14 protein-coding genes are annotated in these 15,302 nt (G+C 32.5%); 1 reads left to right on the top strand and 13 read right to left on the bottom strand.

The window, feature by feature from the left end:
- Positions 1-9: 9 nt before the first annotated feature.
- Positions 10-795 (top strand): amidohydrolase, encoded by a 786-nt coding sequence (locus tag ACKTSU_RS13460; RefSeq protein ID WP_408037030.1) that lies wholly within the window; start codon positions 10-12, stop codon positions 793-795.
- Between the two features lie 31 nt (positions 796-826).
- Here the strand turns inward: ACKTSU_RS13460 and ACKTSU_RS13465 are convergent, their stop codons facing one another.
- From ACKTSU_RS13465 to ACKTSU_RS13525, 13 genes are all read right to left on the bottom strand, one after another.
- Positions 827-1,807 carry an acyl-ACP desaturase gene (locus tag ACKTSU_RS13465; RefSeq protein WP_408037032.1) on the bottom strand — a complete coding sequence of 327 codons (981 nt, stop codon included), beginning with the start codon at positions 1,805-1,807 and terminating at the stop codon, positions 827-829.
- Between the two features lie 40 nt (positions 1,808-1,847).
- Complete coding sequence (locus ACKTSU_RS13470) at positions 1,848-2,576, bottom strand: lysophospholipid acyltransferase family protein (protein WP_408037034.1); 729 nt, start codon at positions 2,574-2,576, stop codon at positions 1,848-1,850.
- A gap of 142 nt (positions 2,577-2,718) precedes the next feature.
- Positions 2,719-3,141, bottom strand: coding sequence for a hypothetical protein (locus ACKTSU_RS13475; RefSeq protein WP_408037164.1), 423 nt, complete (start codon positions 3,139-3,141; stop codon positions 2,719-2,721).
- Between the two features lie 104 nt (positions 3,142-3,245).
- Complete coding sequence (locus tag ACKTSU_RS13480) at positions 3,246-5,786, bottom strand: TonB-dependent receptor (RefSeq protein WP_408037036.1); 2,541 nt, start codon at positions 5,784-5,786, stop codon at positions 3,246-3,248.
- A 216-nt stretch (positions 5,787-6,002) separates the two neighbouring features.
- A complete protein-coding gene (pgi, locus tag ACKTSU_RS13485) occupies positions 6,003-7,574 on the bottom strand; it encodes a glucose-6-phosphate isomerase (RefSeq protein ID WP_408037038.1) in 1,572 nt (523 codons plus the stop codon).
- A gap of 2 nt (positions 7,575-7,576) precedes the next feature.
- Positions 7,577-8,857, bottom strand: coding sequence for a peptidoglycan DD-metalloendopeptidase family protein (locus ACKTSU_RS13490; protein ID WP_408037040.1), 1,281 nt, complete (start codon positions 8,855-8,857; stop codon positions 7,577-7,579).
- Between the two features lie 98 nt (positions 8,858-8,955).
- Positions 8,956-9,732, bottom strand: a complete 777-nt coding sequence (locus ACKTSU_RS13495; RefSeq protein WP_408037041.1) for a DUF3108 domain-containing protein — start codon at positions 9,730-9,732, stop codon at positions 8,956-8,958.
- Between the two features lie 101 nt (positions 9,733-9,833).
- The gene (locus tag ACKTSU_RS13500) at positions 9,834-10,751 is read right to left on the bottom strand and encodes a tryptophan 2,3-dioxygenase family protein (protein ID WP_408037042.1); all 918 of its coding nucleotides are present in this window, start codon (positions 10,749-10,751) and stop codon (positions 9,834-9,836) included.
- Positions 10,752-10,922: 171 nt separating this feature from the next.
- Positions 10,923-12,083, bottom strand: coding sequence for a 4-hydroxyphenylpyruvate dioxygenase (gene hppD, locus ACKTSU_RS13505; RefSeq protein WP_408037043.1), 1,161 nt, complete (start codon positions 12,081-12,083; stop codon positions 10,923-10,925).
- Positions 12,084-12,167: 84 nt separating this feature from the next.
- Positions 12,168-13,325 carry a homogentisate 1,2-dioxygenase gene (locus tag ACKTSU_RS13510; RefSeq protein ID WP_408037044.1) on the bottom strand — a complete coding sequence of 386 codons (1,158 nt, stop codon included), beginning with the start codon at positions 13,323-13,325 and terminating at the stop codon, positions 12,168-12,170.
- 204 nt (positions 13,326-13,529) lie between these two features.
- Positions 13,530-13,862 carry a 2Fe-2S iron-sulfur cluster-binding protein gene (locus ACKTSU_RS13515; protein ID WP_408037045.1) on the bottom strand — a complete coding sequence of 111 codons (333 nt, stop codon included), beginning with the start codon at positions 13,860-13,862 and terminating at the stop codon, positions 13,530-13,532.
- Positions 13,863-13,871: 9 nt separating this feature from the next.
- A complete protein-coding gene (locus ACKTSU_RS13520) occupies positions 13,872-14,402 on the bottom strand; it encodes a hypothetical protein (RefSeq protein WP_408037046.1) in 531 nt (176 codons plus the stop codon).
- Between the two features lies 1 nt (position 14,403).
- Positions 14,404-15,222 carry a sterol desaturase family protein gene (locus tag ACKTSU_RS13525; protein ID WP_408037165.1) on the bottom strand — a complete coding sequence of 273 codons (819 nt, stop codon included), beginning with the start codon at positions 15,220-15,222 and terminating at the stop codon, positions 14,404-14,406.
- Between the last annotated feature and the right edge of the window lie 80 nt (positions 15,223-15,302).

The following is a 15,302-nucleotide window of genomic DNA, read 5'->3' on the forward strand; positions in this document are numbered from 1 at the left end:
CCTTTAGTCATGAACACAACGAATACTTTAAAAGTAGCTTTGATTCAATCGGATTTGGTTTGGGAAAACCCAACAGAAAACAGAAAACAATTTGAAGAAAAAATCAATAGTTTATCAAGTGAAATTGATTTAGTCGTTTTACCTGAGATGTTTACTACAGGATTTACCATGAATGCTTCAGCTGTTGCTGAAACTATGGAAGGTGAAACGATACAATGGCTACAAGATTTGGCTCAAAAAAAGGCTATTGCAATTACTGGAAGTATTGTTATTCGTGAAAATGATTGTTTTTATAATCGTTTATTATTTGTGCATCCTTCAGGAAAAATAGATTCGTATAACAAAAAACACACCTTTACACTGGCAGGTGAACATGAAGTATTTTCTGCAGGAACTGAAAGAATCATCGTTGACTATAAAGGATGGAAAATTTGCCCGTTAATATGTTATGATTTACGTTTTCCTGTGTGGGCTAGAAATACTGAAAATTATGATTTATTGTTGTACGTAGCCAGTTGGCCTAAACCTCGTATTGAAGCTTGGGATACCCTATTAAAAGCACGTGCTATCGAAAACATGAGCTATGCCATTGGTGTGAATAGAGTAGGTGTTGATGCTAACGACTATGAGTATACTGGAAACACAGTTTGTTATGATACTTTAGGAAACTGTTTGGCTAAAAACAATCAAGGAACCGAAGAAATATTACTTGTTGAGTTAGACAAAGAAGCACAAATAAAAACACGTGATCGATTTCGTTTTTTGGATGATCAAGACACGTTTATATTACAATAAAAAAGCAACCAAATTGGTTGCTTTTTTATTTTTATGCAGGAATCATCCATTTAAAATTGAACTTTGTATCTGGTACTACAATACGTTCGGTGATTCGGTACATTCTGTCTGGTAATTTCATTAAGAAATCACGTGCTTTTTCTGCTTCTGGAGTTAAATTGGTTATTTTATCAATCTCCCAAGTCTCATTTAATTTTTTAAGGATGTCAACATAGTCAAAACCAGTATATACCCCTATTCTTTGCGCTACTGTAGAGAAATCATCAAATAAACTTCCTTTTTCACCAAATGATTCTCTTAAGTGCATTGCTGGCATTACTATTTTGTGTTTCATCATATGTTGAAAAGCCAACATCATTTCACTTGGATCTATCTTAAAGATTTCTTTTACAAACTCAGTATAAGCTAAGTGATGACGCATTTCATCTCCTGCGATGATTTTAGACATTTTTGCTAAAGCTTTATGCCCTTGTTTTTTTGCAATTTTAGCTACGTTATTATGCGAAATATACGTTGCTAACTCTTGAAAACTTGTATACACGAAGTTTTTATACGGATCAGTAGCTGTACCTATATCAAATCCATCAGCAATTAAATGCTGCGTAGATACTTCTACTTCTCGCATATTTACTCTTCCTGAAAGATATAAATACTTGTTTAATACATCTCCATGACGGTTTTCTTCCGCTGTCCAAGCACGCACCCATTTTGCCCAACCATTATCTGGTTGTTGTGTAACTCCATCTAAGTCTAATAACCATGACTCATACGTTGGTAAAGCTTCTTCAGTAATAGTATCTCCAACTAAAACTACCCAAAAATCATCATCAAGTTCTTTTGAAAGCTCTTGAATTTCTTTTACTTCATCAATAAAAGAATCTTGTTGTGAGTTTGGTAAAAAATCGGTCGGTTGCCAAATTTTTTCTATTGGCATCAAGAATCTGTCTACAAAACTGTCAATGTTTTTTTCCAGCGTTTGCATTACTTCCTTTCTAATGTTTTGTATTGACATAATTTAATTTAAAGGTTATATTTATTGTTGTTTGTTTTGTTTAGTAAATTGCTTCTTTTATAGTTGTTTCTACTTTGGTAATTAACTCATCAAACGGTAAGCTGTCTACTTTTATTGGTTTGTGAGTTCTTATTTTTATCGGACTTCCAATTCCCAATGGGAATTTTCCGTATTTAAATACTTTCCATGAGTTGTTAATTGAAATAGGGACTACAAAGGCTTCTGGATTGTACTTAACAATCATTTTAAGCCCGTTTACAGAGAACGGTTTAGGTTTTCCGGTTCTACTTCTCGTTCCTTCAGGAAAAATCGCTGCAGACCATTTATTTTTATTAATACTTTTGGCGAATCTTCCTAATTCAGATAATGCTTGTTTAGCGTCCTTTCTATCGATTAGAGCAGCACCTCCGTGTTTTAGGTTAAAAGATATACTAGGAATTCCTTTTCCTAGTTCTTTCTTTGATACAAATTTTGGGTAGTGTCTCCTAAGATACCAAATAATTGGCGGAATATCAAATGTACTTTGATGATTTGCTACAAAAATTAGTGTAGTATTTTCTGGTAACTCTTGTTTGCTCTCAAATTGAACACGAATTCCTAGTATTAAAAGTGATTTTATCAGAAACCAGTTCATGATGTTTACTACTTTTTGATGTCCTTCTTGACCAAAAAGTTTTAGCCCTAACCATTGTAATGGATGGAAAATTAACAGTAAAGAGAAAAACACCAATCCAAAGATTGATGAAAGTAAATAGCTTAAGATTTTCATTCTATTTAGTTGTTTTGTTATTTGCTTAGTCTTGTCATTTAATAATTAAAAACCTGTTATTAAAACATACTGATTTCATTATTAAAACTTTACTAGTGCGCAAAAATAGAAAATCCCGCGGAAGCGGGACTATAATTTTATCTTAAAACCAATTATTCCAAGGAATTCTTGAGAGAATTAGCAACAAAGCCAATCCGTAAAAGATGGCAAAGGTTTTAAACTTAGCTTCGCTTTTTACTTGTTTTTTATGTTTTGACCATCCTATGGTTATTAATACAATAGCAATAATCATCATTAATGGATGCTCTACTGCCAATAAGCGTGCCATTGGCTCTCCCATAACCTCACTTCCATTCGATTTTAGAGCTTTATACCAAGGAGACATAAAATACCATCCTAAACCTATTAATAATTGAATATGAGCTGTTATTAACGTGAATAGTCCTAAACGGAACTCTTTATGGGTAAATTCTTTTTTTTGTACTAATCCTATAATAGCATTTACCACCGCAAATATTAAAACTGCTAATACAACGTATGCCCAATAAGAGTGTAATGTTTTCATCATGATTTTTAAAGTTTTGTCTGTGTAAAAATACTGAATTTTCTGCATAAAAAAACCACCTCATATGAGGTGGTTTTTAAATTTATTTTAATCTGTTATAGATATTAAAAGCTTAATTTAACAGATGCGTTCCATGTTCTACCATAACCAAAACGTCCATTATTGCTTGTATTTACACCTTTCCAGTTTTCTGATGGATTACTAGAAGCTTGAGTATTTCCATTTACAGACTCTAAATATAATTCATCAAATACGTTATCTACATTAACTCTAAAGCTAATACCTTTTAAATAAGTACCTTCTTTTAATTTAGGACTAAAAGATAAACCTAAATCAGTTAAATTATAAGTTGGTAATTTAAATGTTGCTTGTGTTAAAGAACCTATAGAATACATATCTTTATAAAAATTCCAGTTACCATCTATAGATAAAGTAGGTAAAATTTTATAGCTAGCCATAACACCTGCAGTTGTTTGAGCTGCTCCACCAACTTTAAATCCATCTAATACTACTTCTTGTTCTGTACCAATTTGATTTCCATCTGAGTTAAAAGTTCTTTGATTTCCATTACCATCAAACTCCCAGTTTCCAACAGACACATAACCATCTAGTTTTAAACCTGGTAAAGGACGTGTCATTATTTCTAACTCAACTCCAGAGTGAAGCTGTGTTACACCAAATGTTTGGTAAGACTCATAAGCAGGAGTATCAAAAACTTCACCATTATTATCTAATAATGTTCTGTTTGCCCATTTTGTATAGTAACCGTTTAAATTAACCGAAACATACTCACTACCAAACTGGTAACCTAATTCTAACCCTGTAATCTCTTGATTATCTACTGCTGGAATAATTAAATCATTAGAGTTTCTGATATTATCAAAAAGATCATCATGGAATGGTTGACGAGAATAATAACCTGCGTTAGCAAAAACCTTATGGTTTTCATTTATTTCGTATGCTGCTCCTACTTTTAAATTGTATCCAAAATTAGAAACTTTTTCAGAATCAGTTGCCTCAGTAAAGTTATAATAATCAGTTTTTACGTGATCTTGATTAGAAACAGCTCCTTGGAAGAAAGCAGAGAATGCATTTTTAGAATATTCTAATTGTGTAAATAATCCATAATAAGTAATATCTTCCTCATAATCATACCCTAATCTTTGATCATGATCTGAATTTGGGTTAAATACTGCAGACCAAGGGTTGATACCTCCGTAAGAGTTTGTAATTGTATAGTTACCAGAGAAAACACTAGACTGGTCTAATGAAGAAACTCCTATAAACTCATTTACACCTCTAAAATGAATACCATTATATGCTCTTACATCAGCACCTACGTTAAAATCAAGGTTTTCAGTTAACTTTGTAGAATAATTAGATACTAAACCATACCAGTTATGGTTATTATATGAACCTCTAGCATATAATGCTTCTCCGGTATTTCTATCTGTAATTAAAGAAGCGAAAGAACCTCTACCTAATGATCCGTATAATACTGTAGACAAAGATGATTTTTCGTTAATTGTCCAGTCCCAAGAAAGGTTCGCTACTGGTTTGTGGTATATGTTACGTCCTCCAGGATAAACTTTCGAACCACCTAATGTATTAGGACTATTTACGTTATCTGTATTCCAGTCGTTATATCTAATTCCATTATCTAAGAATGTTTGTATAGTTCCTCTTCCAGCAGCAGCGTGCCATTGAGGAGCTCCAGTTAATAAGAAATTGAATGTATTGTTCTCGTTTGGTTGGTATCCTACTGATAAGAAATATGTTTGACCTTGACCATGAGTATTATCTACATAACCATCACCTTGCCAGTGCCCAAACATTCCTGAGAAAGACCATCCTTTTTCAGACACTCCTGTAGAATAATATGCAGTTGTTTTTGTATAAGCATTGTTACCTACTGTTTGTCTCACATAACCACCTTCTTTATTATCAATAGTCTTTGTTACAATGTTTACAGTACCTCCAACTGAAGAAATAGCTAATTTAGAAGAACCTAAACCACGTTGAACTTGAATTGCGTTAGCAACATCCATAACTCCTGACCAGTTAGACCAGTACATTTTACCGTCTTCCATTCCATTAATAGGCTGTCCATTTAATAAGAAAGCCGTATTAGTTTGATCAAATCCACGTAAGAACATTTGACCATCTCCAAAACCTCCCGCTTTAATATTCTGAACAGAAGGAGTAGATTTTAATACTTCAGGTAAGTCCCATGCTCCCGACTTAGCTTGAATTTCAGAAGCTTTAATAGTAGATACTGCTACTGGAGTCTTTCTATCTTCAGCTAAATCAATTACTCCTGATGCAGTAACAACGATTTCTTCTAAAACGTTAGAAGGGGCTAGAGCAATAGTTCCTAAATCAGAAGCTCCTGAAAAAGAAACAACTTTTTTGTTGTATCCAACAAACGATACTACTACTGCTCCAGAATTTGAGCTAGCGTTTAGTATAAATTTTCCATCAAAATCAGTAGCTGATCCATTTGTAGTTCCTTTAACTACAACGTTAGCTCCTGGTAATGGTTCCCCCATTTCGTCAACTACTTTACCAGTAAGTTTTGTTTGACCTAAAACCGTAGCTGTTGCAAAAAACAAAGCTACAAGTAATACATTTTTAAATGTTTTCATTTTTTAATCTAATTGTTATTAAATGCAGGTGCAAATATCCTGCTTTTACACATCTCTAATATTAAATTAATGTTAAGTTTTAACAAGAATTTAAGACGCTTTAAGTTAACATAAATCAAAAAAAAACTGATTATCAGTTTATTACACATCAACAGAGTTGTTAACAAAACCTAATTATAAGTTAAAGAAATAAAAATCAATACGATTAACAGAGGTTTAATCGTTAACTAGATTCTTTTGAGCCAATTCTTTTCCTAATTCAACTCCAAACTGATCGTATGAAAAAATGTTCCATATTACTCCTTGAGTAAAAATTTTATGTTCGTAAATAGCTAATAACATTCCCAAAGTATAGGGCGACAGTTTATTGAACAACATAGAATTACTTGGATGATTCCCTTTAAAAACCTTATACGGTAAAAGTTGATTTATTTGACCTGCTTGACCATTTAATTTCAACTCCAGATGAGCTTCTTCTTTTGTTCTTCCAAAAGCTAGTGCATCTTGTTGAGCATAATAATTTGCCATCAATTTCTCATGATGATCTTCCAAAGCATATAATGGTTCTCTAAAACCAATAAAGTCAGTTGGAATTAATTTGGTACCATGGTGTAGTAATTGCATGAACGCATGTTGAGAGTTTACACCTGTTCCTCCCCAAATAATGGTTCCAGTTTGGTAATCAATCTCCTCTCCATTTCTATCTACATTTTTACCATTACTTTCCATTATAGCTTGTTGCAAGTGCTCTGGAAATTTTGCCAAATATTGACTGTAAGGCAATACCAATTCTGTTTCAGCATAAAAAAAATTGTTATACCAAATACTTAGTAAAGCCAGTAAAACCGGAATATTCTCATCAAAATCAGTTATTCTAAAATGTTCATCAACTTTTTCTGCTCCTTTCAATAACTCTTTAAAATTATCAAATCCAACAGATAAGCAAATTGACAAACCTACTGCAGACCAAAGAGAAAATCTGCCTCCAACCCAATCCCACATCGGGAATACATTTTTCTTATCAATTCCAAAACTATCAACAGCTTTCATATTACATGAAACTGCGACAAAATGTTTAGAAATATCAAAAACTGTGGCTGATTTTAAAAACCAATCTCGAATGGTATTTGCATTACTCATTGTTTCTTGAGTCGTAAAACTTTTTGAAACAACAATGAATAAAGTGGTTTCTGGGTTAACTTTTTTTAAAATCTCAAAAACATGATCTCCATCAATATTAGATACAAAATGAGTGTTTAACTTATTTTTATAAAACTGAAGTGCTTCAACAACCATTTGAGGTCCCAAGTCTGATCCTCCAACGCCTATATTAACAATATCTGTAATAGGTTTTCCTGTAAAACCTTTCCATTTCCCTGAAATAACCTTATTACTAAAGGCTTTCATTTTACGTAAAGCCGTTTGGATTTTAGGCTTTACATCTTTTCCTTCTACAAAAACCGAAAAATCAGAACTACTTCTTAAAGCTGTGTGCAATACTGCTCTATTTTCAGTAACGTTAATTTTATCTCCAGAAAAATATTTTTCAATAGCATCTTTTAGCTCTGCTTCTTTAGCCAATGAAACTAACAAGTCTATCGTTTCTTGAGTAATTCTATTTTTAGAAAAATCAACTTGTAATTCATCTAAACTAATAGAAAACTCTTCTTTTCTGTTCTTATTTTCAAGAAACAATTCTTTCAACTCATACTCTTTGGCTTGTTGAAAGTGTTTTGTTAATTTTTCCCAAGCAACAGTTTCAGTTGGCTTTATGTTAAGTAAAGGCATAGTTAATTCGTAGCTAATATTTCTTTTTCTTTAAATGAAAGAGGCTCTGGTTGAGGAAACTTTATGCTATCTAATTGTCTCTTCAATGGTTTTATAAACTCTAAATACGTAGGTTTAATTTCTGCAGCCAAAGGTTCTGCTGAAGGTAGTTTTTCTCTAAACGGATCTACTTGTCTACCATTTTTCCAGAAACGATAACATACATGCGGACCACTCGTATTTCCTGTCATTCCTACCCAACCTATTATATCTCCTTGTTTTACGTAATCTCCAACGCGTACATTCCTTCTCTTCATGTGTAAATACTGAGTTGTATAGGTACTATTATGCTTTACTTTTACATAATTACCGTTACCCCCTCTTCTGGCAGATTCTACAACCGTTCCGCTAGCGGTGGTCATAATTTCTGTTCCATAAGGTGCCGCAAAATCAGTTCCTTTGTGGGCTCTTACTTTATTACCATACAACTTAATTCTCCTTCTTAAATTATATCGTGAAGAAATTCTGTATTGAAATTTAATTGGAGATTTTAAAAAAGCTCGACGCAACATATTCCCATCTTGATCGTAATACTCAGGAATTTGTTTAATTGAATCAGCAACGAATTTATACGCATATAAATCTTCTCCTCCATGACTAAAAACAGCTGCTTTTACTTCTCCATAACCTACAAAAACAGTGTCGTTTATAAATTTTTCTTCATAAATTAACTTGAACTTATCTCCTCTTTGTAATCGGTAAAAATCTAATGTCCAAGCATAAATATCTGCAACCGTATTTGTAAGCGTAGGTTTTAATTGTAAACTATCCATCGTAACCGAAAGATTTGAATAAATTTTGCCTGCTATTTCTTTCTGTACCGTTTTAATCGGTTTTCTGTACTTGTACGCTGAAATTATAGAATCTTTAAAATCAATAATTGTAGCTTCAACTCTGTTATGTTTATAAATAAAAACTTTGGCTTGTTCTAAGGTATCTTTAGATGCTAAAATAGTGTATGCTCTTCCAGATCGAACTCTTCTTACATCAAAGGTGTCTTTAATTTTTGTAGCGATTTCATTTATTTTAGGATACATCACACGATGTCTATCCATAATTACTCCAAAACTTTCACCTTCCTTAATCGTATCGTTAATAACAGTAAAATTATCTAAATTAAACCCAAAAGCTATAACTGGCTCTGGCTCTTTTATTTCAACGGGTTCTGTTATAACTGCTTTCTTTTCTTCTTTACAAGAGAACAGAAGTAAGGCGATAATAAATGGAAGGATTATTTTTTTCAAAAAAAAGCTGCTTTAAATTTGAGTTTATGCGCAAAAGTACAAATAAATAGTATTTTTTCTTACACTTTAACAATTCATAAACAGCATATATTACTTTTTTAATCTACAACAATTTCAAAAGGGTTTGCTAAACCTTTATATGCGTCTAAATCTGCACGTAATGAACCTACTGCTAAAGAAGCTCTCATCTTTATTGGGATTTTGTTATCATCTGCTGAAATCCAAATGGTTACACTCTCTTTTTCCTTGAAAACTCTACCTGCTTGAACTAATGGCCTGAACTTTTGGGTTTTTACTTTACCAAACTTTGTTTTAACCGTTTCGTTGCCTAAAAAACGTAATTTAAATGGATAACTTTTATTATCAAAAAACATATCAAGCTTAATTTCTTCTCCTTTTTTCATGTTTTTTGTGTTTTGACTTCTTAAAAAATAAAAAGTAGAAATCATATCTTGAGGAGACTTCACTGATATTAGTGTATCTTTTTGTTTACGAAAATCTTGAACATATGCCGTATTTTTTTGGTGATTAAAAGTTATATGACGATTCTTTTTATGTCCACCTTCATCTATTTTTCTTTTAAATAAATAAGGTTGAACTTTATCGATTCCAAAATAACTCTCATACCTGTCCTCAACCTTAAAAAACCAACTAATAACTCCTGTTGTTTTTCCAGTTCCTACTGCATGAAGCACTTTTTTATTATTTAAGTTCTTCTCCTTTAATTGTAAAACAGCCGTTCCTGCTTTTAAAAATCCGCTATAACTCATATCGAATCGTAACCACTCACCACTCTTGTATGCTACAGGATTTTCTTGCGCAAAGAAACTTTGTGCTATAATCAAAAACGTAAAAAATAATATTCTTTTTCTCATAATGTTCAAACTTATGAAAATTGATAAACAATTACTATTCCAAAAATCAAAAAAGCTGTTTAACAGAACATTAAACAGCTTTTATTTTATTGTTATACTGGTTAAAAAGTTCCCCAGTTTTCTAATTCTTCTTGGCTCCATAGGTATGGAAAGAAAATTCTTCTTTGATATTTAGGATGTAAATACTTACGCCAGTTACTACCACCAGTAGCTTCTATATCGCCTTCTTCTCCTCCAAGGTATTTTCCTGCGGCATTGTAATGAGCCATTACCCATTTTACATTTACTGTATAATCGTAATGACGCATTGCTTTAATTAACACTTCATCTTTTTGAACATCATCAGGTAATTGTTTGAATTTTTTTGAAAGATTACAATCATTGTAATCTTCCATAAAATCGATGAAATCCCCCATGTATTTCTTTTCAAACAACGTTAATAAGGTGGTTTTTTGACCTGTTGTATAGTTTTTTCCTGCTGCTTGCCAATACAAATGATCGTAAGCATTTTTAAATGATGAATTTCTATCAATCGTATCTCTGTAACGAGCATCTATCAAATTAATTAAATCTGTTGATGCAAACTCAATTTTACGATATTGTGCACTTTGAAAACCACTTGCAGGTGTAAGTGTATTGCGGAATTTTAAGTATTGCTCTACATCCATTCCTTCACCCATTACCGTAAACGAACTACACAACATATCAAAATAACGACTAATGCGCATTAGATGCTTTGAGAACTTTTCAGCAGTAATTTCAGAAGATTTAGCTACCTGATCAATTTCCCACAAAATCATTTTGAACAATAATTCGTTTACTTGATGATACATGATAAACACCATTTCATCAGGTAATGTTGTTCTAGGAATTTGTAACCCTAAAAGTGCATCTGTTTGTATATAATCCCAATAGGTTATTGGCTCACTCCAAAGCAGTCCTTCAAGCATTGCTTCTACAGGAACACCTAACTTATCGTATTTTTCTTCTATTGCTTTTAATATTTCTTCTTTACTCATTTTTGAATATTCTTTTATGATTAATTTAAATTCACTTTGCTACAAAGTAAACTTATGAGAAAGGAGATTTTATATGTAAATACCTATCCATCATATAAAACAAAACCAAGAAACAAGGCATGAATTGTCTTGAATCTTGGTATTTAATTTGCTGTTCTTATAACTATTATTTTATAACGTTCCTCTTAATTCTTGCTCTCTTTCGATTGATTCGAACAACGCTTTAAAGTTTCCTGCTCCAAAACCACGAGCCCCCATACGTTGGATAATTTCAAAGAATAACGTAGGACGATCTTCTACTGGTTTTGTAAAGATTTGTAATAAATATCCTTCTTCATCAGCATCGATCATAATTCCTAGAGATTTTAGCTTTTCAATATCTTCTCTTAACTCGTGACTAAATTCTTCTAATCTTCCTGGAACTGCTTTATAATATTCTTCTGGTGGAGTCGATAAAAACTCTACCCCTTGAGATCTTAATTGACTTACTGTTTTTATAATATCATCAGTAGCTACAGCAATATGTTGTACTCCTGCTCCTTCATAAAAATCTAAATATTCTTCAATTTGAGAACGTTTTTTTCCTTCAGCTGGCTCGTTAATTGGGAATTTGATTCTTCCGTTTCCGTTAGACATTACTTTACTCATTAAAGCAGAGTATTCTGTATGAATTTGCTTGTCGTCAAATGATAAGAAGTTTTCAAATCCCATTACATCTTCATACCATTTTACCCAAACATCCATTTGATTCCAACCTACATTACCGACCATATGATCGATATATTTTAATCCTGCTGTTGGTGGATTATAATCTGATTCCCATTTTTGGAAGCCTGGTAAAAATGTTCCGTTGTAATTTTTACGCTCTACAAACATATGAACTGTTTCTCCGTATGTGTAAATACCTGCTCTTACAACCTCTCCGTGCTCATCTGTTTCAACAGTAGGCTCCATATAAGATTTTGCCCCTCTTGAAGTTGTTTCTTCATAAGCTTTTTTTGCATCTTCAACCCAAAGCGCTACCACTTTAACACCATCACCATGTTTTACAATGTGCTCATTAATTGGTGACTTACTGTTTAAAGGAGTCGTTAATACTAATCGGATTTTATCTTGTACTAACACATAACTCACTTCTTCTTTTGAACCAGTTTCAAGTCCTTTATAGGCTAAGGATTGAAATCCAAATGCTGTTTTATAAAAATGCGCTGCTTGTTTCGCATTTCCTACATAAAACTCTACATAATCTGTTCCTAAAAGTGGTAAGAAGTCTTGAGCTCCTTCAAATATTTTTTCTAAACCGTAGTTTACTGATTTTATTTCTTTTGACATGTCTCTCTATTTTGAAAATTTGATAATTAGTTAATTTGAAAATTGAATAAATACATTTTCAAATTGTCACATTGATACTTTGAACTATTCTAACCAAGATTTGTAATAATCTTCATCTGCTATTTTCATAGCTTCTTCGGTTACTTTTAACGGTTTAAAAGTATCTACCATTACGGCTAGTTCTTCAGTTACAGTTTCACCGATACTTCTTTCAGTAGCATCAGGATGCGGTCCGTGAGGAATTCCTGCTGGGTGTAACGATATATGCCCTGGAGCAATATCGTTTCTACTCATAAAATCTCCGTCTACATAATATAACACTTCATCAGAATCAATATTACTGTGGTTGTATGGTGCTGGAATAGCCTGCGGGTGGTAGTCGTATAACCTTGGCACAAAACTACAGATTACAAAAGCATCTGTTTCAAAAGTTTGATGCACTGGTGGCGGTTGATGTATGCGTCCTGTTATAGGCTCGAAATCGTGAATTGAAAATGCATACGGATAGTTATATCCATCGTATCCAACAACATCAAATGGATGCGTTGCGTATACCATCTCAATAATTTCATCTTGTTTTTTTACATTGATAATGAAATCTCCTTTTTCATCATGCGTTTCTAACTCTTCTGGTCTACGGATATCGCGCTCACAAAATGGTGAATGTTCTAATAATTGTCCAAACCAGTTACGGTATCTTTTCGGAGTATATACCGGACGATATGATTCTACAATAAATAGCCTGTTATCTTCCGTATCGAAATCTAATTTATAAATGATTCCACGAGGAATTACTAAGTAATCACCATATTTGAAATCTAAATTACCTAACATCGTACGTAATTTTCCGGTTCCTTTGTGGATGAAAATTACCTCATCTGCATCTGTATTCTTATAAAAGTAATCTTTGGTAGATTCTTTGGGAGCCGATAAAATGATATTACAATCAGAATTGGTAAGAACTACTTTTCTACTTTTTAAGTAATCATTTTCTGCTGGAACTTGAAATCCTCTGAAGCGATACGATTGAATATTGTTTTCTTTCGCTACTTTAGGCGCAATAGAGTATTGCTTACGAATTTCTTTGACCATTGTTGGTCTGTATTCATGGTAGCTGTTGGTTGACATTCCGTCGAAACCAATTGTACCAAATAATTGTTCGTAATATAAACTTCCGTCTTCTTTACGGAATTGTATATGTCGTTTATGTGGAATTTTTCCTAATTTATGATAAAAAGGCATATGTTCTAATTTAATAGGTTAATGTAATAACGCAACAACAAATAAATTGTCGCATTCAGCAATTGTGTAATAATTACATTAAAACAATCACTCAGGATTGCGCTTTATCATAAACTTTAAATGAGCTAAAAGACCTAGCCAATACATTTATTTTTAGAGATTTAGTTGTTGCCCAACAAATATAAGAAAAGTAAGGCTGAAATACTAACTCTCAGGTGCTAATTCTACTTCTAATCCATCTAAATCAGGAGTCATTTGTATTTGACAACCCAATCGGCTATTGTCTTCTACATAAAAGGCCTCTGCTAACATGGCTTCTTCTTCATCTCCCATTTCTGGTAATACATGATCAGATTTCACATAGCATTGACAAGAAGCACACATTGCCATTCCACCACAAATACCAATAGTTCCTTCTGGGGCTAATTCGTACGAGCGAACTACTTCCATTAAGTTCATTGCCATGTCTGTTGGTGCTTGTACCTCGTGAGTAACTCCGTCACGATCGGTAATTTTTATAGTAATATCTTGTTCCATACTTAAATATTAATATTTAAACTCAACTATTTCTTTATGCAATTGATAAGATGAAATATATTTTAATTCTGTATCTTTTTTAAATAATTGTTTTCCTTCATACAATTTATAAAGTTCTGGTATTTTATTATAAACGAATTCACTACCATACAATTCACCTGACCATTCTCCATAAATAAATTCTGAAATATTTTTTTCTCTACTTTTAAATTTAATTTTGGAATTAATTATAGTTAAAGATAATTTATCTTGATTAAAAAAATCGATGACATCCAGTGTCTTTAAACCTATTTTTTTTGAGATATATTCTATTGTTTTCCATTCATAAAAATCTTTTTCGTACTCAATAATCGACTTTCTTTTGACCAAAATGGAATCATAAAGTTTTTTTGAAATTAAATGGTAATCTCTCAAATCATTCCCATTAGAACCTTCAGGTATATTTTCTTTTGATAAAGGAAAAAAATTAAATGTTTTTAGATAATTGTTTAAGGTTTTGTTATAGATACCTATTTCTTTTCTTAACTCTAAAACATTCATCTTACAAATTCATTTTTTTTCGAAGTGTTTTTGCTCTTTTATCTTCTCCATCATGCGTCCAACCCGGTGAATTGAATATATAATTCAGTTTGTCACTCCATTTATCAGCTCTTTTGACATCGTTCCAGATAGCAGCGTATTCATGCGTTGCGACTTTCACTGGATTAAAAGTTTCAATATTAACTGTAAGACCATATACAGGTTTATCAACTTCTTTTAATTCTTCTGAAAAGGTACCAAATATACGATCCCAAATAATTAAAATTCCCGCATGGTTACAATCTAAATATCGAATATTGGAAGCATGATGCACTCGGTGATGCGATGGTGTATTGAAAATTAATTCGATTGGTTTTGGCAATTTATCTACCAATTCTGTATGTACAAAAAACTGATAAATTAAGCTAACTCCCATCATCGTAAACATCATTAATGGATCAAATCCTAATAACGGAATCCACATCCAAAAGAAAAATTTATGAATACGCTCACCAACTCCTTGACGTAATGCGGTTCCTAAATTCATGTGTACCGACGAGTGATGTGGTACATGACCTGCCCAAAACAAGCGTACTTCGTGATTTAATCGATGAAACCAGTAATACGCAAAATCATCTGCAAGTAATAATAGAATCCAAGCCCACCATTGACGTTGCACTATACCTTTTAACGGACTTATTTCATATAAATAGAAAAAAGCAACAAATGCTAAAACCTTTGGAATAAACTCAACAATAGCCGAAAACACCATCATTAACATTGATACTCCAGTGTCTTTACCATGATATTTTTCTTTTGCAACTCGGTATTCCACGAACATGGAAATGAAAAATATAGGCAAGGCGAAGTACAATAATTTGTCTTCGGATAATTGTTGTATGTATTCGGTTAATGTCACGC

The organism is Tenacibaculum aestuarii (genome assembly GCF_964510395.1).
GTDB classification, from domain to species: Bacteria; Bacteroidota; Bacteroidia; order Flavobacteriales; family Flavobacteriaceae; genus Polaribacter; species Polaribacter aestuarii.

Coding starts and splice junctions, on each gene's coding strand:
- ACKTSU_RS13460 (WP_408037030.1), top strand. CDS start 10: ATGAACACAACGAATACTTTAAAAGTAGCTTTGATTCAATCGGATTTG.
- ACKTSU_RS13465 (WP_408037032.1), bottom strand. CDS start 1,807: ATGTCAATACAAAACATTAGAAAGGAAGTAATGCAAACGCTGGAAAAA.
- ACKTSU_RS13470 (WP_408037034.1), bottom strand. CDS start 2,576: ATGAAAATCTTAAGCTATTTACTTTCATCAATCTTTGGATTGGTGTTT.
- ACKTSU_RS13475 (WP_408037164.1), bottom strand. CDS start 3,141: ATGAAAACATTACACTCTTATTGGGCATACGTTGTATTAGCAGTTTTA.
- ACKTSU_RS13480 (WP_408037036.1), bottom strand. CDS start 5,786: ATGAAAACATTTAAAAATGTATTACTTGTAGCTTTGTTTTTTGCAACA.
- pgi (WP_408037038.1), bottom strand. CDS start 7,574: ATGCCTTTACTTAACATAAAGCCAACTGAAACTGTTGCTTGGGAAAAA.
- ACKTSU_RS13495 (WP_408037041.1), bottom strand. CDS start 9,732: ATGAGAAAAAGAATATTATTTTTTACGTTTTTGATTATAGCACAAAGT.
- ACKTSU_RS13500 (WP_408037042.1), bottom strand. CDS start 10,751: ATGAGTAAAGAAGAAATATTAAAAGCAATAGAAGAAAAATACGATAAG.
- hppD (WP_408037043.1), bottom strand. CDS start 12,083: ATGTCAAAAGAAATAAAATCAGTAAACTACGGTTTAGAAAAAATATTT.
- ACKTSU_RS13510 (WP_408037044.1), bottom strand. CDS start 13,325: ATGCCTTTTTATCATAAATTAGGAAAAATTCCACATAAACGACATATA.
- ACKTSU_RS13515 (WP_408037045.1), bottom strand. CDS start 13,862: ATGGAACAAGATATTACTATAAAAATTACCGATCGTGACGGAGTTACT.
- ACKTSU_RS13520 (WP_408037046.1), bottom strand. CDS start 14,402: ATGAATGTTTTAGAGTTAAGAAAAGAAATAGGTATCTATAACAAAACC.
- ACKTSU_RS13525 (WP_408037165.1), bottom strand. CDS start 15,222: ATGTTCGTGGAATACCGAGTTGCAAAAGAAAAATATCATGGTAAAGAC.